Annotated in this window: 19 protein-coding genes; 7 read left to right on the forward strand and 12 right to left on the reverse strand. The window is 67.2% G+C overall.

Annotated elements, in window-relative coordinates:
• Positions 1–22 precede the first annotated feature (22 nt).
• Positions 23–478 carry a hypothetical protein gene (locus EPN29_12245; protein ID TAN31964.1) on the forward strand — a complete coding sequence of 152 codons (456 nt, stop codon included), beginning with the start codon at positions 23–25 and terminating at the stop codon, positions 476–478.
• Positions 475–1,119: an O-methyltransferase gene (locus EPN29_12250; GenBank protein TAN31965.1), complete on the forward strand. Its 645-nt coding sequence runs from the start codon at positions 475–477 to the stop codon at positions 1,117–1,119. The genes EPN29_12245 and EPN29_12250 overlap by 4 nt, the downstream gene beginning before the upstream one ends.
• On the opposite strand, the gene moaD is transcribed toward EPN29_12250, so the two are convergent.
• Genes moaD through EPN29_12285 form a run of 7 tightly spaced genes read right to left on the reverse strand, consistent with a single transcriptional unit; the run spans position 1,116 to position 8,893 of the window.
• Positions 1,116–1,814, reverse strand: coding sequence for a molybdopterin converting factor subunit 1 (gene moaD, locus EPN29_12255; GenBank protein ID TAN31966.1), 699 nt, complete (start codon positions 1,812–1,814; stop codon positions 1,116–1,118). The genes EPN29_12250 and moaD overlap by 4 nt on opposite strands.
• Positions 1,815–1,823: 9 nt before the next feature.
• On the reverse strand, positions 1,824–2,183 hold the full coding sequence (locus EPN29_12260) for a hypothetical protein (protein TAN31967.1): 360 nt from the start codon (positions 2,181–2,183) through the stop codon (positions 1,824–1,826).
• A gap of 6 nt (positions 2,184–2,189) precedes the next feature.
• Positions 2,190–3,731, reverse strand: a complete 1,542-nt coding sequence (gene pckA / locus EPN29_12265) for a phosphoenolpyruvate carboxykinase (ATP) (protein ID TAN31968.1) — start codon at positions 3,729–3,731, stop codon at positions 2,190–2,192.
• 44 nt (positions 3,732–3,775) lie between these two features.
• Positions 3,776–5,761, reverse strand: a complete 1,986-nt coding sequence (locus tag EPN29_12270) for a VWA domain-containing protein (GenBank protein ID TAN31969.1) — start codon at positions 5,759–5,761, stop codon at positions 3,776–3,778.
• Between the two features lie 60 nt (positions 5,762–5,821).
• The gene (locus EPN29_12275; protein ID TAN31970.1) at positions 5,822–6,532 is read right to left on the reverse strand and encodes a metal-dependent hydrolase; all 711 of its coding nucleotides are present in this window, start codon (positions 6,530–6,532) and stop codon (positions 5,822–5,824) included.
• Positions 6,516–7,763 (reverse strand): DUF2029 domain-containing protein, encoded by a 1,248-nt coding sequence (locus tag EPN29_12280; protein TAN31971.1) that lies wholly within the window; start codon positions 7,761–7,763, stop codon positions 6,516–6,518. Before EPN29_12280 ends, EPN29_12275 begins: the two co-directional genes overlap by 17 nt.
• Positions 7,760–8,893: a LysR family transcriptional regulator gene (locus tag EPN29_12285; protein TAN31972.1), complete on the reverse strand. Its 1,134-nt coding sequence runs from the start codon at positions 8,891–8,893 to the stop codon at positions 7,760–7,762. Before EPN29_12285 ends, EPN29_12280 begins: the two co-directional genes overlap by 4 nt.
• Here EPN29_12285 and EPN29_12290 point away from each other — a divergent pair.
• On the forward strand, positions 8,747–10,384 hold the full coding sequence (locus tag EPN29_12290) for an acyl-CoA carboxylase subunit beta (GenBank protein TAN31973.1): 1,638 nt from the start codon (positions 8,747–8,749) through the stop codon (positions 10,382–10,384). The genes EPN29_12285 and EPN29_12290 overlap by 147 nt on opposite strands.
• A 21-nt stretch (positions 10,385–10,405) precedes the next feature.
• Here EPN29_12290 and EPN29_12295 read toward each other — a convergent pair whose 3' ends face one another.
• Positions 10,406–12,475: a glycoside hydrolase family 15 protein gene (locus tag EPN29_12295; GenBank protein ID TAN31974.1), complete on the reverse strand. Its 2,070-nt coding sequence runs from the start codon at positions 12,473–12,475 to the stop codon at positions 10,406–10,408.
• Here EPN29_12295 and EPN29_12300 point away from each other — a divergent pair.
• Positions 11,636–13,096: a M48 family peptidase gene (locus tag EPN29_12300; GenBank protein ID TAN32012.1), complete on the forward strand. Its 1,461-nt coding sequence runs from the start codon at positions 11,636–11,638 to the stop codon at positions 13,094–13,096. The genes EPN29_12295 and EPN29_12300 overlap by 840 nt on opposite strands.
• 35 nt (positions 13,097–13,131) lie before the next feature.
• Here EPN29_12300 and EPN29_12305 read toward each other — a convergent pair whose 3' ends face one another.
• Complete coding sequence (locus EPN29_12305; protein TAN31975.1) at positions 13,132–14,169, reverse strand: alcohol dehydrogenase; 1,038 nt, start codon at positions 14,167–14,169, stop codon at positions 13,132–13,134.
• Positions 14,170–14,202: 33 nt separating this feature from the next.
• Between EPN29_12305 and EPN29_12310 the strand changes: the two genes are divergently transcribed.
• On the forward strand, positions 14,203–15,012 hold the full coding sequence (locus EPN29_12310) for an SDR family NAD(P)-dependent oxidoreductase (protein TAN31976.1): 810 nt from the start codon (positions 14,203–14,205) through the stop codon (positions 15,010–15,012).
• A 3-nt stretch (positions 15,013–15,015) separates the two neighbouring features.
• On the opposite strand, the gene EPN29_12315 is transcribed toward EPN29_12310, so the two are convergent.
• Entirely contained in the window at positions 15,016–15,912 is an 897-nt protein-coding gene (locus tag EPN29_12315; GenBank protein TAN31977.1) for a DUF72 domain-containing protein, read from the reverse strand.
• A 39-nt stretch (positions 15,913–15,951) separates the two neighbouring features.
• Between EPN29_12315 and EPN29_12320 the strand changes: the two genes are divergently transcribed.
• Positions 15,952–18,153 (forward strand): adenylate/guanylate cyclase domain-containing protein, encoded by a 2,202-nt coding sequence (locus EPN29_12320; GenBank protein TAN31978.1) that lies wholly within the window; start codon positions 15,952–15,954, stop codon positions 18,151–18,153.
• A gap of 182 nt (positions 18,154–18,335) precedes the next feature.
• Positions 18,336–18,692, forward strand: coding sequence for a hypothetical protein (locus EPN29_12325; GenBank protein TAN31979.1), 357 nt, complete (start codon positions 18,336–18,338; stop codon positions 18,690–18,692).
• 49 nt (positions 18,693–18,741) lie between these two features.
• Here EPN29_12325 and EPN29_12330 read toward each other — a convergent pair whose 3' ends face one another.
• Together EPN29_12330 and EPN29_12335 are read right to left on the reverse strand one after the other, a co-directional pair.
• Entirely contained in the window at positions 18,742–19,023 is a 282-nt protein-coding gene (locus tag EPN29_12330; GenBank protein TAN31980.1) for a hypothetical protein, read from the reverse strand.
• The gene (locus tag EPN29_12335) at positions 18,995–19,291 is read right to left on the reverse strand and encodes a hypothetical protein (GenBank protein TAN31981.1); all 297 of its coding nucleotides are present in this window, start codon (positions 19,289–19,291) and stop codon (positions 18,995–18,997) included. The genes EPN29_12330 and EPN29_12335 overlap by 29 nt, the downstream gene beginning before the upstream one ends.
• Positions 19,292–19,564: the final 273 nt, after the last annotated feature.

The raw sequence follows: 19,564 nt of genomic DNA on the forward strand, positions 1-19,564 counted from the left end.
TCGAAGGGCTATATTCCGGGCGTTGGCAAGCGGCCTCGTACTGACTTCAGGGGACTTCTTCGCCGGGTTGCGCAAGGAGTTGAGATCCACCTTGCCACAGCCGTTTCGCGCTTTCCAGTCCGCCCGCGGACGCGGCCGGCTCGTCAAGGTGCACTACGGCCATCCGGAGCTCCATTACGAGGCCTGGCACCACACCGGCGCGGGCAGACTCGAGATCGGGCTTCACTTCGAAGGGCCGGCCGACCAGAACCGAGCCGCCTTTGATTTCTTCCGGCCGCGCATGGTCGAAATCAAAGCGCAGCTGCCCCGCGCCGAGCTGGAACCCTGGGATCGTGGCTGGTCGCGACTCTATGAAACGCTACCCGCCCCAGAGCTCGACGACTTCGTGCTCGCAGCCGCCGTGGAACGCCTGGCCGCGTACATCACCACCCTGCAGCCACTGCTCGGCGCCCTGTTGCCGGAGCAGGCGTCACGATGAGGACGGTCCAGGTCACCGAAGAGCTGCAGGCCTACCTGGACGGCCTCCTGGCGCCGCGCGACGCCGTGCTCGCACGCATGGAGGACGAGGCCCATCGGGAGAACATCCCCATCGTCGACGCGCACGAGGGCGCACTGCTGCGCCTGCTCGTCAGGCTGTCCGGCGCGAAGCGGATCCTCGAGCTCGGGACGGCCACCGGCTACAGCGGCATCTGGCTGCTGCGCGGCGCCGGCGGCGGGTCGCTGACGACCTTCGAGGTGGACCACAGGCGAGCCGAGCGGGCGCGTGCCAACCTCGCCGACGCCGGACTGGGGAAGCAGGCCCTGGTGCTCGAGCAGGACGTGGTCGCCGGCCTGGAGAAGCTGAACGCCAGGTTTGACGCGTGCTTCATCGACCTCTTGAACTCATTCCCGTCCGAGGAGGTGACACGCCTGGTCGTCGAGCTGTGTCTCGAGCGGCTGGACGCGGGAGCGCTCCTGATGGCCGACAACGCGCTGCGCCAAGGCGAGGTGCTGCAGCCGAGGGGCCAGCAGGCGCGCAACGTCGCCTTCTACAACGCGCTGGTGTCGAGGCATCCGCGCCTGGAGAGCGTCGTCATCCCGATCCGAGACGGCCTGTCCGTCGCCCGCGTGAAGGACTAATCACCCGCCGGCTGGGCTTCGTCCCCTTCGATCCAGTACGTGCCGTCGGCGGCATGCTCCTTCTTCCAGATCGGCACCGTCTCCTTGAGACGGTCGATGCCCCACCGGCACGCGGCGATGGCCTCGGCGCGGTGCGGGCACGACACCGACACGACCACCGACGCCTCTCCGATCTCCAAGCGGCCGGTGCGATGGGCCATCGCGACCCGCGCCTGCGGCCAGCGCTCGGCGATCTCGTCGCCGATGCGCCGCATCTGCGACGTCGCCATCTCGGCATAGGCCTCATAGTCGAGGTGAGTCACCGAGCGGCCGCGCGAGCTGTCCCGCACGACGCCGGTGAATGTGCAGATCGCGCCCGCGCCCTTGTGCGCGACGGCCGTCTCCATGCGGCGCGCGTCGAGGGGACGGTTCGTGAGCTCGAAGAGAACGCCTCCATGCGCACCTCCGCTCACCGGCGGAATGAACGCCACCTCGTCCCCGTTCGCGACCTCCGCGCTCCAGTCCGCGAACTCCTGGTTGAGCGCGGCTCGAACAGCGGCGCGATCGGGCTCGAGGGCAGGGTGCGAGCGCCGCAGCGCTTGGTACACGTCAGCCAGGGTTGAGCCGGCGGGGAGCTCGACGGTTTGGCTCTCGGTTCCGGCCTGCTCGCGCAGCCGGGCGAAGAGCCTGGCGCGGACGGCGATGGCAACCGCCATCACCCCATATTAGTGATGGGGCGCTCGAACACCGATGAAGACATGCACCTCTTTGCCCGAGTCCAGGGCTCGCTCCACCGTGGCGCGAGTTCCCTTCGAGCTCCCATCCCAGAACGCGACGAGCACGTCACACGCGTCGATCAGGCGTTGGTTCCGGGCCGCGGACTTGCCGGCGTCCGCCAGCTCCTCAAACGATGCCGGCATCACCTGCACCGGGATGCCCTGGTCGCGGCCCGCTTTGGTGGCGGCGGCATCGACGCCGCTGGCGCTCCCCGTGATGATCGAAGCCCGAGGCGGCAGCGTTCTGACGTAATCGCCGACTCGCGCGGGTTCTGAGAAGCGCCGGCTTCCAACGATGGCTACACGCAATGTCAACTAGCCTGCGGTCGAGGCGCTCTTGCCGATGGTGTGGATGTTCTGCTCGAACATCTCTCGCAGCTTCACGGCCTGGCGGTCGTAGTCCGCCGGGTCGGGCCAGGCGCCGCGTGGATCCAGCACCCCGAGAGGCACGTCGGGCACGTGGTCGGGGATCTGCAGCCCGAACACCGGGTCGGCATGGGTCGAGATGCCGTGCAGCTTCCCCTGCACCACCGCGCGGACGATGGCGCGTGTGTGCGCGATCGACATCCTCTGTCCCACCCCGTACGGTCCGCCGACCCACCCGGTATTGAGCATCCAGACCTCGGCGTGGTGCCGTTTGACCCGCTCGATCAGCATGTCCGCGTACCGCTCAGGCGGCAGGACGAGGAAGGGCGATGCAAAGCACGTGCTGAAGATCGGCTCCGGCTCGATCACGCCGCGCTCCGTGCCCGCCACCTTGGCCGTGTAACCCGACAGGAAGTAGTGGCGGATCTGGTCCTCGTCAAGGCGGGCGACCGGCGGCAGCACGCCGTACGCATCCGCCGAGAGGAAGATCACGTTGCTCGGATGCTTCCCGGTCCCGGACAGGACCGCATTCGGGATCAGGTCGACCGGATACGCGGCACGCGTGTTCTCAGTCTTCTCCGCCGAGTCGTAGTCAGGTACGCGCGTGCGGGGGTCGTACACGACGTTCTCGAGGACGGTGCCGAAGCTCTCGGTCGCCGCGTAGATCTCAGGTTCCGACTCCTCGCGGATTCGGATCGTCTTCGCGTAGCAGCCGCCCTCGAAGTTGAACACGCCGGCATCGCTCCAGCCGTGCTCGTCGTCGCCGATGAGCCGGCGCGAAGGGTCGGCGGAAAGGGTCGTCTTGCCGGTGCCGCTCAGCCCGAAGAACAGAGCCACGTCGGAGCCCCCGCTGCCGAGGTTGGCCGAGCAGTGCATCGGCAACACGCCCTGCGCCGGGAGCAGGTAGTTGAGCGCGGTGAAGATCGACTTCTTGATCTCACCCGCGTACTCGGTGCCGCCGATGATCACGATGCGGCGGCCCAGGTCGACGAGGATGAAAGTCTCACTGTGCACGCCGTCAACCTTGGGATCGGCCTTCACCGATGGCGCCGAGATCACCGTGAAATCGGGCTCGAAACCGAGGAGCTCGTCGGCGGTGGGGCGGATGAAGAGGTTGCGGGCGAACAGGCTGTGCCATGCCAGCTCCGTGATCACTCGCACGCGGAGGCGGTGCTGGGAATCGGCGCAGGCGAACACGTCCTGGGTGTAGACCTCATGCGTGTCGCAGAACTCGTCCATGCGCCGCAGCAGGCCGTCGAACTTCGCCGGCGAGATGGGTACGTTGCCGGCATGCCACCAGATGGCGCCCTCGCTGGTGGCTTCTTCGACGAAGAACTTGTCCTTCGGCGAGCGGCCGGTGTGTCTGCCGGTGGCGGCGGTCAGGGCCCCCGTCGAAACGATCGCCGCCTCGCCGCGCCGGATGGCGTGCTCGTAGAGGGCGGCGGGGCTGAGGTTGCGACGTTCGGGCGCAGGCCTGTCCCTGGCGGGCATCGCGACAAGGATAGAGAACCGGCCCGGACGGCTGCCGGGCGCGGCTACGCGATGCGCGAGCGGCGGCTGCTCGCGCGCCGGCGCTGCTTCCCGCTGACGTAGTCGACCAGGATGTACTCCCCCAGGCGGTCGGGCGAGACGAAGAACGCCCGCCCCCTGTTGATCCGGGTCATCTGGTTGATGAACTCGGTCAGATAGGGGCCGCGCTCGAGCATGAAGGTGTTGATGACGATGCGATCGCGCGTGCAGCGCCTCACCTCGCGGAGCGTCTGCTGGATGGTCTTGAAGGTCGGCGGGTAGGCGAAGTAGGCGCGGCCGTTGTCCTCGAGATGGGCCGTGGGCTCGCCGTCGGTGATCATGATGATCTGGCGATTGCCTCGGTGCTTCGCCAGCAGGGAGCGTGCGACCTGGAACCCGTGCTGCATGTTGGTCCCGTAGACGTAGTCGTTGAGCGCCAGCTGCGGCAGCGTCTGCGGCTTCAGCTCGACCGCATAGTTGGAGAAGCCAACCACGTAGAGCGAATCCCTCGGGTACTGGCTGCGTATCAGCGAGTCGAGCGCGATGGCCACCTTCTTGGCGGCGAGGAAACAGCCGCGAAGGAACATCGACCGGCTCATGTCGATCATGAGCACGGTCGAGGCCTGGGTCACGTGCTCGGTGCGGTGAACGATGAAATCCTTGGCCGCCATCCGAACCGGCACCCGCGGGCCTTCACGGACCAGGGAGTTGAAGAGCGTTTCCTTCAAGTCAAGGAGGAAGGGGTCGCCGTACTCGTAGGCCTTGAGCTCATCCGACGCATCGTTGCCGAGTCCACCCCGCCACAGCTGGTGCTGGCCCATGCGAGTCTTCTTGAGCTGGTCGAAGATGTCGCGCAGCGCCGACTGGCCGATGCGCCTCATGCCGCGCGGGGTCAGCTCCATCCGCCGGCCCTTGCGCTCGACGTAGCCCGCCTTTTCGAGCATCTCGGTCAACTTGCGCAGCTGGTCGAGCGCCTGGCGGGCCTCGTGGCCCAGGAGCTCCTGCGCCAGCGAGCGGTCGACGTCGTCCGGCCGGAAGCTTCCGCGCTCGAGCTGTGACTCGAGGCGATCCATCTGCTGGAGGCGCTCCATCAGCCCCATCGCCTCGCCCATGCTCAGCGGGTCCTCGCCGAAGAACGGATACCGCTCGCTGAGCTCAGAGGGCGGCATCATCGCCTGCATGAAACCCGACAGCCTCGCGAGCTCCAGGCGGAGGGAGTCGTCCTGCAGGAGCGCGTCCATCATCTGGCGGAGCTCTTCACGCGCCTCCGGGCTCAGGCTCTGGAGGAGGGAGTGCATCTGCGCCATCTGGCGCTGCAGGTGCTCGAGCAGCTCGTCCAGGCTGTTGATGCCGGGCGGGAACATGTCGCCGAAGCGCTCCATGAAGCGGTTGAAGTCCGGTGTGCGACCCTCCATCCGCTGCTCCAGCATCTTGTTCAGCTCGCGGACCATCTCGCGTACACGGGAAAGGTCCTGACCCCGCATCGACTGAATCGAGCCCTTCAGGCCCTGGAACATCTGATCGACCATCTGCTGCTGCAGCTTCTGCATCAGCTCTTCGAACTTCTGCCGCGCCGCGTCGTCGACGAACTCGTAATCGCGCAGCCCCTTGACGCGACCGCCGAGGTCGTCGGGCAGGCGTTCCAGCTGTTCCTGGCGCTGACGCGCGATTCGCTCCATGAGCTTTTGGGCCTCAGGTGACCGCGACTCGCTCAGTCGGCGCTCGATTCCACCCTTCTCGGTGTCGATGACGTCCTGCACCTGCTCGCGCAGCTGCTCGACCGTCGAGTCCAGGTTGTACCGGCCCAGCTCGCGCTCACGCGCTTCACGCAGCTGCTTGAGGAGCTGCTCCAGCCCAGGCATGTTCGGCGACCCCCAGCGCAACAGGCGCTGGAGCGCGGCGTTCAGATCGCCGTAGTTCATGAGGTCGTCCGAAAGCGCGTCCAGGACATCCCCGGCGTCGAGGTCGTCCAGCTTCTGAGTGCCGTCCCACCGCGAGTAGCGGAACCTCATCCGACCACGCTAGCAGGCCGCCAGCCGGTCGGCGCCTTCTCGCTGCCGCGGGCTCCCGCCTCAGACCGTGTCGCCCGGTTTGATGTCCAGCACCTTGACGCCAGGCCCGACCAGCGCCTGCAGATCGCTCGGGCGGCCCGTCAGCGGCGGGAACGTGCCGAAGTGCATGGGCACGACGGTCTTCACGCCTAGGAGGGAGACCGCCTTGGCGGCCCGTTTCGGCCCCATGGTGTAGAAGTCGCCAATGGGCAGGAAGGCAACGTCGAACTGGTTCAGCTCGGCGATGAGGGCCATGTCCCCGAACACGTCGGTGTCGCCCGCGAAGTAGACGGTGAAGCCGTTCTCGAACTCGATCACGATCCCGCACGCGTGGCCGCCGTAGACCGTCCTGTCGCCGTCGGAGATGCCGCTGGAGTGCTCGGCGTGGACGAGCGTCACCTTGACGCCGTCGACCGCGATCGTGCCGCCCTGGTTCAGGCCGACGATGCTCGACGCCTCGATGCCCTTGGAGCCAAGCCACGATGCGATCTCGAAATTGGTCACGATCGTGGGCTTGGTCGCCCTGGCGATCTCGAGCGCGTCCTGGAGATGGTCGAAATGACCGTGCGTGATGAGCATCAGGTCGCAACGGTCGATCTTCTTTAGGTTCTCCGGAGCCACCGGGTTGTTCATGACCCAGGGGTCGATCAGGATCTCCTTCTGCCTGGCGCTGCGAGCTTTCCAGGTCCCGTGGCCCACCCAGGTAAAGCTGACCTCAGCATCGAGCGCCATGTGTTCCCTCCCGTGATGCGATGAAAAGGCGATTTTCCCACAGCCCCAAAACGAAGACCCCGATGGCGGCCACCGTCCAGAGGTTCGGGAACACGAGCTCGCAGGGCTGGCGGTAGAAACCCAGCAGCAAGACGCCCAGGAGCGCGAGCGTGCCGAACCGGCGCCGCTCGATGCCGCGTACCACCAGCAGCAGGACCAGCGGCAACATCGGCAGCCACTGGTACGGCCAGACCTCGTTGGGGATGAGCGCTCCGAGCGCAAAGCCAAGCGACATCCCGTAGGCCGGATTCCACCCGCTCCGCCACGCTCCCCATGCCGCGCCGGAAGCAAAGAGGACAGCGCTCAGATAGGAGAGGAACAGCGCGACCGCAGGCAGCCGCAGCGGTGAGGTCACCAGCTCGTATCCCGTCCCCCACGGCTGCGCGTACTGCTCGCCCCCGATGGTCCGGGTGAACAGCGTCCGCACCGAGTCGTAAGCGCAGTCGGGGTTGTGCGAAGCCAACGACGACCCCAGCACGTGCTGGTAGTAAAAGGCGGCGCCACCGACACCGAGCGGGATGAAGCTGGCTGTGGTCGCCACCAGCAGCACGGCAGCGAGCACGAGGGCGTATCGCACGCGATGGCTCGGACGCGGCCCGATGACCATCGCCGCCGGGTAGTACTTGAGCGCGGCCGTCAGCCCGCCGACGGCGCCGGCAAGGGCCGGTCGGCGTGACTCGAGCCAGATCGAGGCCATCGCGCCGATCAGCAGCACGCCGCCACGCTGCCCTGCGCTGACGTCCGCGAACAGAGGTGGAAAGTACCCGGCCACGAGCCAGAACATCGGCCGGGCCAGCGGATGTCGGGTCGCGAGCACCCGATACAGGAGCGCGAGCGCGATCAGCAGCGCGGCGGCGTCGATCAACGTCCACGCCTGGACCCCGATACTCTTGGGCAAAAGCGCGACCGGGAGCGCAAGGGCGGCCATGGGCGGCGGGCTCACGAACCCATCGAGCCCACCGGGCGGGGCGATGATGTGCAACCGGGACAGGTAGGCGGCGGCCGCGTCGTACATGTGCCCGGGTTCGGTCAGGTACGCGTGGGCGCCCTCCCACATCGTCTCCGTGTCCGGGCGCCGCGGCGTGAGCACGGTCAGGACCGCCACCCGAAACCAGAACGCGGCCGCAATCGTCCAGTAAAGCGCCGGCCGCGACAGCAGGTCGGCGGCCGCTCGGCGAAATCTGCGGATCAATCCGTGGGCGGGCGGAAGCGGCCGCGCGCGCCGTCGCGCGACAGCCAGCTCGTGTCCTTCAAGAACTCGATGAAGGCCAGCACCGACGCCGGCAGGCGGCGGCGGCGGAGGTGAACGATGTGCCAGTCGCGGCGGATTGGAAAGCCGCTTACGTCCAGCTCGACCAGGCGCCCGCTCGACAGCTCGAGCGCGCATGCGTATCGCGAGATGACGGCGAGTCCCAGGCCTGACTCGACGGCGTGCTTGATGGCGCCGTTGGATCCGAGCTCCATCGCCACCTGCAGCTTGGCTCCCGCCTTGCGCGCCGCCTTCTCCAGCGACCAGCGGCTGCCCGACGCCGGCTCCCGCATGACGAACGGCTGGTCCGCGAGGTCCTTCAGCGTGAGCCCCTGCCGGCCGGCAATCGGGTGGCCGGCGGGCGCGACCACCGCCAGCTCGTCGCTGACGAACGGCAGGATGGCCAGGTCGGCGTCTTTGAGCGCCGGGCCGACGACCGCGAGGTCGAGCTCGCTGCGGAGCACCTGTTCCTGGACGCGCGCGCGCGTGCCGATCTCCAGCGATATGACGATGCCCGGATGGAGCTTCTTGAATGCTCCGAGCGCGGCGGGCAGCAGGTAGATGCCCACGGTCGTGCTGGCGCCGACCCGAAGATGGCCGCGCTTGATCCCCCGCATCTCTTCGAGCGCCAGCGCGGCCTCGTCCAGGACGTCGAGCGTGCGGCGCGTGTAGGTGTAGAGGACGGAACCTGCTTCGGTCAGCCGCACGCGCTTGCCCAGCCGATCCAGCAGCGGTAAGCCAAGCGCCTCCTCCAGCTCCTTGACCTGATACGAGACCGACGGCTGGCTCAGGCGCAGCTCCTGCGCCGCGAGGCTGAAGCTGTTGAGGTCGGCGACCGCTTTGAACGTTCGCAATTGACGCAGCGTCACCGTCCGATCGATGTCGAGCGGAGGGCCGTATTCGGGCACGCGCCTACGATATGCGGTATGGCCGCTCGTAAGCCAAAGTCCCTCACGCCGGTTCGCCGCACGACGCCGTCGCTCGAAGGGGTCGAGGCGCCGGTCCGGTCGCCGACCACCGTCTCCGAGCAGAAGATCAACCAGTACCGCAAGCGCCGCTACCAGGCGCTGCACGCGGAAACGGCGGCTGCCAACAAGCGGCGCGCGAGCGGCAGGGCGACCGCCCGCGAGCGCATCGAGATGCTGCTCGACCGAGGCTCGTTTGTCGAGCTCGACGTTTTCGCGACGCACCGCGCGCACGGATTCGACATGGAAGAGCGGCGGATCCCAGGTGACGGGGTGGTCGCGGGGTTCGGCGAGATCGACCGCCGCCCGGTCGCCATCTACGCGTATGACGCAACCGTGTTCGGCGGTTCGCTGGGCGAGGTCACCGCCGAAAAGATCGTCAAGGTCCAGGAGCTCGCCCTGCGCAATCGCGTCCCGATCATCGGCATCAACGATTCAGGTGGCGCGCGCATCCAGGAAGGCGTCGTGGCGCTCGCGGGCTACGCCGACATCTTCCTGCGCAACGTCCGCTCATCGGGGGTCATCCCGCAGATCAGCGTCATCGCCGGCCCCTGCACCGGGGGAGCCGTCTATTCGCCGGCGATCACCGATTTCATCTTCATCGTCGCCGGCCAGGGGTACATGTTCATCACCGGCCCGGAGGTCATCCGGGTCGTCACCGGCGAAGCCGTGACGTTTGACGAGCTGGGCGGCGGCGACGTCCACAACGCGACCTCAGGCGTCGCACACTTCCTGCCGCGCACCGAGGAGGCATGCGCTGCGGGCGTGCGCAAGCTGCTGTCCTACCTGCCCTCCTCGAACAATGAACGCCCGCCGTTCGTCCCGACCACCGACGACCTCGAGCGCGCGGACCCCGAGCTGCAGACGATCGTCCCGGAGTCCCCCAACAAGCCTTACGACATGCGCGAGGTGGTGTCGCGGACCCTGGACGGCCGCGAGTTCTTCGAGGTGCAGCCGTTCTTCGCGCCCAACATCGTCGTCGGGCTGGGCAGGCTCGGCGGCCACGTCGTCGGCATCGTCGGCAACCAGCCCAAGGTGCTGGCCGGCGCCATCGACATCAACGCCTCGGTCAAGGCGGCGCGGTTCATCCGCTTCTGCGACGCGTATGGCATCCCGATCGTCTCCTTCGTCGACGTGCCCGGCTATCTGCCCGGACGCGACCAGGAGCACGGCGGGATCATCCGCCATGGCGCCAAGCTGCTTTACGCGTACGCGGAGGCGACGGTGCCGAAGCTGACGGTCATCACCCGCAAGGACTACGGCGGGGCGTACTGCGTCATGTCGCCCAAGCAGATGGGGGCAGACCTCAACCTGGCCTGGCCGACGGCCGAGATCGCGGTGATGGGGCCGGAGGCGGCCGTGAACATCATCTACAAGCGCGACCTGGCGGCGGCGGAAGATCCCGCCGCCCGGCGCAAGGAGCTGGTGGCGGAGTACACCGCCCGGTTCGCCAACCCATACGTCGCGGCAGAGCGCGGGTACATCGACGACGTGATCGAGCCGAGCCAGACCCGGCGCGAGCTGGTCCGCGGCCTGCAGCTCTGCCTGCGCAAGACGATCGAACGACCCGCGCGCAAGCACGGCAACATCCCGTTGTGAGGTACGACCCGGCCCGCTGAGCTAGGAAGCGGTGCTCGATGCCGGCGAGCTCGCGGATTTCGCCGAGCGGCGAACGCGTTCGGCCTTGCGGCAGAACTCGTCGACGGTGACGATCAGCTCGGCGTGAGACCACGTCAGCGGCGACACGGAAAGGGGCGCGCCGGTGTTGGGGTCGAGCTGCTCTGACAGCAGGCCGCTGGCGATCTGGTGCGCGACCACCCAGTTGATGATGTCGCGCGCCGGCTTGAGGTCCTGGGCGGTCGTGGCCGTCGCGATGTACCACTGCGCCATCCACAGCGTGCACATGAACCAGGGATTGCCCGGCACCTTCTTGGTGTCAGGTTCGACCCTGAAGTAATAGTCGTCCTTGTAGCGCGCGATCCCGCCGGCGGCCGCCTGGTTGGCCAGCTGGTCGCGAATCGCGATCATCGTGTCCCTGATCCGCGGTTCGTCGGGCGGGAGCATGCCGAATCGCCACAGCCCATGGATCGCGCTGTCGAGGACCATGTCCACGGTCATGGTGCCGTCGTCCTCGACGGCGATGCGGCGCACGAACCGTCCCAGCGCGGAGCTGTACAGGTGCGTGTCCGCCGCCTCGCGCAAGCGGTCCGCGGCGTCCCGATAGCGCGCGAACGCGGCGGTGTCGCCGAAGAGGCCGGCGAAGTTGCGCGCCGCATCGAGACCACCCCAGAGCGCGCCGACCGTGAACGCGTGGACGCCCCAGCGCTCCTCCCACAGGTCCCACGAGGGCATCGGGAGGCCGTTTCTCTCGTCGACGTAGGAGACCATCCAGTCGGCCGCGGGCACGATGAGCGTCGAGTAGAGGTCGACCACGAAGTCAAGGTTCTGGTGAATCCGATAGTGCTGCCACAACGCCCACAGCACCAGCCCCGTCTCGTCTTCCTGAATCGGCAGCGTGCGCATCCCGTGCGCGTCGATCCACGGCAGCCACGAGCTTCCGGGCTGTCCATAGGGCGTGTACTTGTGCAGGAAAAAGCCCTCTTCGACCAGAGCCTGCTGGCAGAACGTGAAGAACTGGCGGGTCACGTCCTCGTGCCCGGCGCGATCGAGCGCGTTGGCGACCAGCGCGCCGTCGCGAGGCCATGCATACGCATACGTGTCGCGGGCGAACTTCGTGATGTCGAAGTCGGTCGCGGCGATGATGGCGCCACGGTTGTCGACGTGCGTGCGTGCGGTCAGGATGCTGCGGCGGTAAAGCTGCGTCACCTCAGGGCCGAGCTCCTCGTCGATATGCCGGTGGTCCTTCTCCGACCACACCCGCCAGTAGGTGATCGTCCGGCCGCGATAGGTGTCCGGCCCGCGGCCGACGATCAGGTCCTGCCCGTAGGTCGTGACCTCGCTGAGCCGCGTCCCCATGCAGACCCAATGCGTCAGGGAGCTCGGTTGGCCGAGGGCGCCGGGGCCGAAGTCAAACCCGACCGTGCAGTCGACGGAGCCCTGCTCGATCGGGTTCTTGCCGAGAATGCCGTCTTCGGCGTCGACCCACGTCCCGGCCAGGCCGTTGCCCTTCTTGCCGTTGGCCCAGGTGCTGATCCCGAAATCCTGGCCGGAGCGGCCGCCGATGAGGAAGTATCGATTGGCCTTGTAGGCGATGATCCCGCGGTGCCGGGGGTCGAAGGCCACGGTGTTGCCGATGTCCGAACCCTCGATGAACCAGTCGTAGTGGAAGAAGGCGCGACCGGTGGTGAATCCTCTGTCGGATGTGACCTCGACGTTGCGGATGAACCAGTTGCGCGCGAGGTCGACGTAGTCCTCGAACCTGACGGTGATGCCCAGGCCGGCGTGCTTGAGGGTGACGTCGCTGACCAGCGAGTCCACGGCATACCCCAGGCGACGATCCCAGCCCGCGTCGTCGAGCCAGGCGAATTTGCCGTCGATGAAGAACCCGGTGCGGCAGTCGTTGCCCATCGTCTGGTTGGCGTCGCCGACCCGCGGGAAATACAGGTCCCGGACCGTGTAGGTGGCATCGAAGCCCACGAGCACGTTGCCATTTCCGATGACCAGGCTTCTAGGCACCTTCTGGAGCCAATCGTAGTCGACGGTGACGGCGGCGGTCTGGATGGCCTGCACCCCTACTGGTGCGTTAACGGGCGGGGTTCCCAGCCCGAGACGGGCTGCCTACAATCGCAGCACACCAATCCAGCAACATCGGAGCATTGCGTCTTGGAAGCGAATCACAACCAGTTCAGCCCGCCAATTCGAATCGTCGCCTCCGGGCGCCGGCGAAGGACGGTCGCGGCCCGCCTCCGTTCAGGCGTCCTCGAGCTGCTGGTCCCCGAATCGATGCCCCGTGCCGAGCGCGAGCGGTGGGGTGAGGAGATGCGGCGGCGTCTGCTGCGGCGCATGGAGCGTTCGCGGCCGACGGATCAACGGCTGGACGAGCGCGCACGCACGCTCAACGACCGCCACTTCGGCGGGCGGCTGCGCTGGACTTCGATCGCCTTCGCCGACATGGCTCACCTGTGGGGAAGCTGCACCTTCACGACGGGGGCGATCCGGATCGCCCGGCGCGCCGCCTCGCTGCCGGGCTGGGTGCTCGATTACCTGCTCGTGCACGAGATGGCCCACCTCGAGCACAGCGACCACGGCCCGGCGTTCCACGAGATGACCAACCGCTACCCGCTCACGGAGCGAGCCCGGGGCTATCTGATGGCCCTGGATCGGGATGGTGGCTCAAGCGACTCACCCTGAGCCTTGCCCCCAGAGGAGGCGGGATGCTCGGTCGATTACGGCTTGAGAACGATCTTCGTCGCTTCGCGCGCGTCGAACATGCGGTAGGCCTCTTCGCCCTCGTCCAGCCGCATCCGATGGCTGATGATCTTCTGCGGCTGCAACCGACCGGCGGCGATCAGGTCCAGGAGCGGCCTCATGTACGCCTGCACGTTGCACCAGCCGCACCGGAAGCTGAGCGATTTCAGCCACATGCGCATGTAGGGGAAGTCGCCCAGGACCGCGCTCGGGACGCCGACCATCGAGATCGTGCCCCCGCCACGAACGCAGTGGATGGCCGTGTCGACGGCGGACAGCAGGCCGACGCACTCGATGCTGGAATCGGCGCCGATGCCGCCCGTGTGGCCCTCGATCGCTTCCACGGGATGGACCTGAGAGGCGTTGATCGGGGTGCCGCCGAGGTCCCGGGCGGTTTCGAGTCTGGAGTCCACCATGTCGACGACGAAGACGCGCGCCGGGCCGAAGAGCTGGGCGCACATGGTGGCCATGAGCCCGACCGGACCGGCTCCGACCACGGCGACGACGTCCCCGGGCTTGATCTCGGCTCGCTCCGCGCCGAAGAACCCCGTGGCCAGGACGTCGCCGACGAAGATGGCCTGCTCGTCGGTCATGCCGGCCGGGATGGGTTCCATCGAGTGGTCGGCGAGGGGCACCACGACGTATTCGGCCTGGCCGCCGCCGAGATCGCCGAAATACTCCCCGTGCCCGAACGTGGCCTTGTCGACGCACTGGCTGAACCAGCCTTTCCGGCACAGCGCGCAATGGCCGCAGGAGGTGAAAAAGCTGGACACCACCCGGTCGCCCGGCCGGAAGCGCTTGACCTCCGAGCCGACCTCCTCGACCACACCCACGAACTCGTGGCCGAGCACGGCTCCCTGGTTCATCGGCGTATGCCCGTGATAGATGTGAAGGTCGGAGCCGCACACGGACCCGAGCGAAACCTTGACCAGCGCTTCGCCGGAGCCTTTGATGACGGGCTTGGGAACGTCGATCACCTTGACGTCGCCCTGGCCCTGGAAGGTCAGCGCTTTCATTCGGCGATTCTATGCCGCCCCTAAGCTACGGCAGTGCGGCTGAAGGGAGCGGTCGTGGTCATCACGGGCGCCTCGAGCGGGATCGGGGCCGCGGCCGCCGTCGCTTTCGCCCGGCGGGGTGCCCGGCTCGAGCTGGGGGCGCGCCGCCTGGACCGCCTCAACGCGGTGGCGCAGAGATGCCGGCAGGTTGGATCGCCCGAGGTCAACGTGCGGCGGCTCGACGTCGGCCGCCGGGTCGAAGCGCGGGCGTTTGTCGCCGCGGCGCTTCGCGACCACGAGCGCGTCGACGTGCTGGTCAACAACGCGGGCGTCGGCTGGATGGGCCGCCTGCACCAGATGCCCGACGAGAAGGTCGACGAGCTGGTCGCCACCAACCTGAAGGCAGTGATCGCGACGACCCAGGCCGCGCTGCCGTCCATGTTGGAACGGCGGCGAGGGGTGATCATCAACGTCTCCTCCGTGGTCGGTTTCCGAGCCTCGCCATACTCGGCGGTCTACTCCGCCACCAAGCACGCCGTCGTCGGCCTGTCGCACGCGCTCCGCGGCGAGCTGTCCGGGACCGGGGTCAAGGTCTGCGTCGTCTATCCGGGCGTGACCTCGGGCACCGAGTTCTTCGCCACGACGGAGGAAGCCGCCGGGCCGCAGTTCCCGGCATGGTGGGTCGCGAACCTCATCGTTCGCACCGCGCGCTTCCCGCGTCGCGACGCGATGGTGCTGCCCTTGCGCCTGGGCCAGCTTGCCGAGCCGTTTTTCGGCGGGTTGATCGACCACGGCCTGGGCGAGATCCGGCGGCGGCGGTCTCCCGATCTCAGCGGCAGCGGGCCGAGGCCGGCCAGCCCGTAAGCCTCACTTCTGCCAGGCCCGGAGCAGCCTTTCGAGCTGCTGCGCGTTCTTGACCGAGTAGTTCGAGTAGTTGTTGTTCATGATCGCGTGCACCTGTGCGGCCGAGCGCTCCATCGCCTTGATCCGCGGCACCCATTCCTGGAGCTCCCCGTCCGTGTAGTCGTGCCGGAAGCGCACATTCGGGGGCGCTCCTTTCAGGTCCCACGTCTGGTGATTGCGTCCGTGGAAGCGCACCACGGCGAGCTTCGTCGAGGTCACTTCGAAGACCGGAGGCATGCTCGTCCTGTGGCCCGCGGGGACATCGACCGCGACATAGGGGATGTCGCGCGTACGGAGGAAGGCCAGCGTGCCGTCTCGATGCCGGGCATCCAACCATTCCGGTTTCCGGAACTCCACCGCGACCTGGAAGCCGAACATTCGCTCCTGGCATTGCTCGATGTAGGCCAGCGAGCGCGACGAAGGCAGGAACCAGGGGGGGAACTGGAAGAACACCGCACCCAGGCGCCCGGCAGCCCGCAGCGGTTCCAGGGCGGCGCGGAACCGGTCCCACGACTCGTCCACCAGCTCATCCGGCGTCTGCTCGAGGTAGATGTTCTTGTCGCGCAGCTTTTCCGGCAATTCGTCCCGAATGTCCTTGGGCAGCGCCACCGGCTTGGTCGGGTGATGGGTGAAGAGCGAGAACGACTTGACGTCGAAGGTGAATCCCTCGGGCGTCCGCGCCACCCAGAGCTCGGAGTTCTCCGGCTTCGGCATCCCGTAGTACGTGGAATCCACCTCGACGAGCGAGAACTGGGTCGCGTAGAAGTGCAGCCGCTCCTCCGATGACCTGGCGTTCATCGGGTAGAACAGCTTGGAATCGATCAGCGACTTGTCGATCCAGCCGGCAATGCCGCACCGCACCTCAAATCGATGGTGTCACAACTCAATTGAGCCAGGGTTATGATCCGACCGCCCGTGGGCCGCCACCTCCGCTACTGGTACACCTACCGGACCGCGGTTGCGGGCGTGATTGCGCTCGCCCTCAGCGCCGCCGTGTCGTGGCTCTACACCCAGCAAATCGCCTGTGACGCGCACACCGGCTGCGTGGTCAACGTGTCCGTCCACCCGGAGGACCGCTTCGCCGGCCAGACGGACCCCGGCAACGGCGTGGTCATCGTCGGCATCGACAACCGGAGCGTGCAGACCATCGGCCAATACCCCGTCCCGCGTGACGTGTACGCAACAGCGCTGCGGAACCTCGAGATAGACGGCGCGACGGTGGTTGCGTTCGACGTCAACTTTCCTGACCGGCGGGACCCGGCCACCGACGGCCTCTTCGCCCAGGCCCTGGCCGGCAGCGCGATCCCGGTCGTCCTCTCCTACAGCGCCCAGGACACGCTCATCGGCGACGGCAGGCTCATCCAAACGAGCCCTAACAGCGAGCCTCCGGGGATTGACGAGATCCCGTTGAAGGAATTCCGCTGCACGGACACCAACCCCGATCCTTCAGCGCCCTGCCGGCACCCGGACCCGAATGTCATCCTTGCCTCCACCGACCTCGTGCTCGATGCCGATGGTGTCGTGCGCAGGATCCCGCTGTTCGTCCAGCCTGCCTGCTTCGCCACCGGCGCCTGCGATTCGCAGGTCATCAATTCGTTCGGCGTGGCGGCCTACGGCGCGGCTTCGCTCGGGACGGATTTCAAGAGCACTTCGCTGCAGCACTCCGGTGGCTCGGCCACGTTCGGCGCGGCCTGGAGCATTCCGGTCGACCAGACCGGATCGATCTGGATCAACTTCTCGGGACCGCCCGGCAACTTCAAGAAGTACGGCCATTACATCCCGTTGGCCGACGTGGTGAACGGCACCGCCTCACCCGACGCGATCAGAGGCCGGATCGTCCTGGTGGGTTACTACCAGCTGACGGGCGTCAACGACCAGCAGCTGGTGACCACCAGCGCCGGCTCGAACGGCACGCAGCCGATGGCGGGCGTTGAGATTCACGCCAACGTGGTCCGGATGCTGCTCGGCGCCGTCCCGGCCGCGGCAGCCGGCTCGGCGTTCCTGACCCCGGAGCCGCCGATTCTCATCTTCATGACCATCCTGGGGTTGGGATTGCTGATGGCGCTGGCCGTCGCCCGGCTCTCCATCCTCTGGGGCCTTCTCGCCACCGTCGTGGCGATGGCGGTGTTCACGTCCGCGGTCGCGTACCTGGCAGCCAACCACAGCTTCGTGCCCGACGTCTTCCATCCGTTGCTCACGATCGCCCTCGCTTACACGGGCGTGACCGCCTACCGCTTCCTTTACGAGGATCGCGAGAAGCGCAAGGTGACAGCGATCTTCGGGCAGTACCTGAAGCCCGAGATCGTGACCCAGCTCGCCAGGAAGCGCCGCGGGGTGGAGGACATCATGCGTGGCGGCGAGCGCCGCGACATCACACTGCTGTTCGTCGACGTGCGGGGCTTCACCTCCATGTCGGAGTCGATGGCGGCCGGCGACGTGGTCAACCTCGTCCAGATGTACCTGGACCACCTGAGCGGAATCATCTTCAGCTGGGATGGGACCGTCGATAAATACGTCGGCGACGAGATCGTCGCTTTCTGGAACGCCCCGCGCCTCCAGGAGAACCACGCCCTGCTGGCGGTGCGATGCGCCTATGACCTGATCAACCGGGCACCGGAACTGCAGCAGAGGCTGCTCGCCAAGGGGCTGCCCCCGATTCGTTGGGGCATCGGCATCAACACCGGACCCGCGGTGGTCGGGAACATGGGCTCGCGCAGCCGCATCCAGTACACGGCGCTGGGCGACACCGTCAACACCGCCGCCCGCTTCTGCGCCACCGCCCCGGCCTATCACCTGTTGATCGGCCAGCCCACCTACGACCTGTGCCAGGACCACATCGCGGTCGACACGGTGCCGGGCGTGGAACTGAAGGGCAAGTCGGCCCAGACCTTCCGGATCTACCGCGTCACCGCCATCCGCGAGACCCCGACCTCGCCCTGGGTCCCGTTCCCGACGGACATGGCGACCCAGGCACACCAGGCGTTCACGCAGCAGTACGCGCAGCAAGCGGTCATCGCGGCCGGCAGCTCGGGATCGGGCGACATCCGCGCCGGCGAGGCTGCCGGGCAGGCGCCGGCCGGCCAGGGGCCGCCTGCCGGCTAGGTTCTCGCGCCGGGGCGGCTGGCGGGGTTGGGGTCGACCTCAGCGCCGACCTCCAAACAACCTGGCCAGGCTATGGTGTTTTGGCGACGTTGAACCCATAATCGGGCCGCAGCCCGCCACCGATTAGGAGGAGAGAGCCCATGTCGCAGATGCCACCCCCGCCCCCCGGACAGCCTGCCCCCATGGGTGGGACGCCGGGCGGCGCGGGGAGCAACAAAAAGACCTTCACCATCCTCGCCTACGTCCTGGGCTGGATCGGTGGGCTGATCTTCCTTTTCGTCGGCAAAGACGACCCTGACGTCAAGTGGAATGCCGCCCAGTCGATCATCATCTTCGGCGGGCTCTCGATCATCATCTTCATCGTCGGGTTGATCCCAGTCGTCCAGCTCTTGGTGATCCCGTTGTGGCTGGTCGGTTTCATCTTCTGGGTCATCTTCCTCATTCAGTCCCTGCAGGGCACGGGGCAGCGGATCCCGGCCCCCGGCCTCAGCAGCTTCTTGAACCCATACGTCGACCAGCTGGCCAATTCCGTCAAGTAATCGCCGCGCGGCTCGCCAAAGGCCTCGCTCCGCGGGGCCTTTTCTTGGTTTACAGCTTGGCCATCTGGTCGAGCGCGCGCTCAACTCCCAGGCGCAGCTGGTCCCGCTCTTCGCGCATCAACCCGGCTTCGGCTCGAGTCGACGCCAGCTGATACCTGAGCCTTTCGACCTCCGCCTGGAGCTCACGCAGTCGCGGGTCGGGGCCGTCGGCGCCTGACTTCGCCTCCGCCAGCTCGATCCGCAAGCGCTCGACCGCGACCTTCAGCTCTCGCCGTTCCGCAAGCAGTTCCTGGACCAGCGACTCAGACGGCTTGGCCGGCTCTTTCGACATAGCGACACAGACCGGGTTGGAACTCCCGCAGCCGCAGATGCTCCATCTCGCCGCGCAAATAGCGCGCCTTGATCCCGAGGCCCTTGATCCCTTTGGCGTCCTCGAAAGGAAAGCGGTAGAGCTTGCCCGAATCGACGAGGAGGCACACGGCCAGCTTCTCGCCATCTTTCTCGACCACGTGCTTGAAGCACGGCACCGTCCGGCGGGCGATCTCCATCTTGCTGAAGCCGCCGACCCGTCCCGCCAGCACGTCCATCGGGCTCCGCATGTCACGAAGAATCGTAAGGCTCTCGCCGCCCGGGCTACAGCAGCAACGACAGCTGCCTGGGCGGGGGCGGCGGCTGCAGGCGGATGCGGCGGCGATCGGCGACGCCGTGGACCGCCCGCAAGCGCGCCACCTCCTTCATCGGCGGTTCGCTCTTTAACCCGAAAAGTGAGTTCGACTAGGCAGCGCCCTCGCTGAGTTCGACGGTGTAGCCGAGGCGCTCCAGCCGGCGCACGGCCTGACGGGCGATCTGTGTTCGGTCTCGCTCGTCGAAGA

The organism is bacterium (assembly GCA_004299235.1).
GTDB lineage: Bacteria > Chloroflexota > Dormibacteria > Dormibacterales > Dormibacteraceae > SCQL01.

Excerpts from the sequence above, each read along its gene's own strand:
- EPN29_12300 (TAN32012.1), top strand. The coding sequence starts at position 11,636 with ATGCCGGTGGTCCTTCTCCGACCACACCCGCCAGTAGGTGATCGTCCG.
- EPN29_12335 (TAN31981.1), bottom strand. The coding sequence starts at position 19,291 with ATGCGGAGCCCGATGGACGTGCTGGCGGGACGGGTCGGCGGCTTCAGC.
- moaD (TAN31966.1), bottom strand. The coding sequence starts at position 1,814 with ATGGCGGTTGCCATCGCCGTCCGCGCCAGGCTCTTCGCCCGGCTGCGC.
- EPN29_12320 (TAN31978.1), top strand. The coding sequence starts at position 15,952 with ATGATCCGACCGCCCGTGGGCCGCCACCTCCGCTACTGGTACACCTAC.
- EPN29_12330 (TAN31980.1), bottom strand. The coding sequence starts at position 19,023 with ATGTCGAAAGAGCCGGCCAAGCCGTCTGAGTCGCTGGTCCAGGAACTG.
- EPN29_12250 (TAN31965.1), top strand. The coding sequence starts at position 475 with ATGAGGACGGTCCAGGTCACCGAAGAGCTGCAGGCCTACCTGGACGGC.
- EPN29_12275 (TAN31970.1), bottom strand. The coding sequence starts at position 6,532 with ATGGCGCTCGATGCTGAGGTCAGCTTTACCTGGGTGGGCCACGGGACC.
- EPN29_12305 (TAN31975.1), bottom strand. The coding sequence starts at position 14,169 with ATGAAAGCGCTGACCTTCCAGGGCCAGGGCGACGTCAAGGTGATCGAC.
- EPN29_12290 (TAN31973.1), top strand. The coding sequence starts at position 8,747 with ATGGCCGCTCGTAAGCCAAAGTCCCTCACGCCGGTTCGCCGCACGACG.
- pckA (TAN31968.1), bottom strand. The coding sequence starts at position 3,731 with ATGCCCGCCAGGGACAGGCCTGCGCCCGAACGTCGCAACCTCAGCCCC.
- EPN29_12270 (TAN31969.1), bottom strand. The coding sequence starts at position 5,761 with ATGAGGTTCCGCTACTCGCGGTGGGACGGCACTCAGAAGCTGGACGAC.
- EPN29_12325 (TAN31979.1), top strand. The coding sequence starts at position 18,336 with ATGGGTGGGACGCCGGGCGGCGCGGGGAGCAACAAAAAGACCTTCACC.